The following is a 917-nucleotide window of genomic DNA, read 5'->3' on the forward strand; positions in this document are numbered from 1 at the left end:
ATGTATTTTATTGGCAGCATTATTGGCAGGATTAAGAATCTCTACTATACAATTAGAGAAAAATAATCAACAAAAGAATAAGAAACCTAATGAAAGTTATGGAGCAGAAATTGAAGGCTGGATAGACGAACAAAGTTCGACGCTGGATTCTAACAAAATAGCATTTGAGAATATGAAGGAAGTAGATTCTGATTATATAATTAAATATCTAACTGAATCTGCGGCTAAATATGAATGTGTTTCAGATATTTATTTAGGTATGGAAGATAAAACTTTCTATGATGGAATAGGTTGGGTCCCTGAACCGGGTTATGATTGTACGAAACGAGGCTGGTATATTGATGCGATAGAAAAAGGTGAAAAAGTCTGTGGAAGTCCTTATTTTGACGTAATAACAGATAAAATGGTAGTAAGTATTTCTATACCAATTGATTTAAAAGGAAAAACTGGAGTCCTAAGTATGGATTTAAATTTGCAGCAGTTATTCGATACTCTTGAACAATTACTTGATGAGAAAAGTAATGCTTATTTATTTATTGTTGATGCTGACAATAATATAGTTGTACATAAAAATGAAGAGTTTATGCCTAAGGAAGATGCTAGTACCAACGTTAAGGATATATTGAATGGGGCATATGTTAAAGGTATAGAAGGCGGAGAAATTATTGAAGATTACGATGGTGTTAAGAAACATTTAGAAGTAGCAGACATAGAAATCAATGGTTGGAAAGCAGTCTTAGTTACACCCCAAAGTGAATACATAAAGGGTGTACAAGCTTTAACAACAGCTTTCGTTATTATAATAATAATTGGAGTATTCATTATTGTATTTATCACTGCAATAGTAAGCGGGCAAATTGCAAAGCCTATTAATCAAATGGTAAAGGTTATTAACAAAACAAAAGAATACAAACTTA

Annotated in this window: 1 protein-coding gene; it reads left to right on the forward strand. The window is 31.6% G+C overall.

Translation table 11 applies throughout. The annotated features are described in order from the left end of the window. Positions 1 to 917 (forward strand): cache domain-containing protein (locus DWV06_RS12955; RefSeq protein WP_193726026.1); only part of this gene is annotated, 917 nt, incomplete at both ends.

The organism is Anaerosacchariphilus polymeriproducens, from assembly GCF_003363435.1.
In the GTDB taxonomy this organism is placed as follows: Bacteria; Bacillota; Clostridia; order Lachnospirales; family Lachnospiraceae; genus Anaerosacchariphilus; species Anaerosacchariphilus polymeriproducens.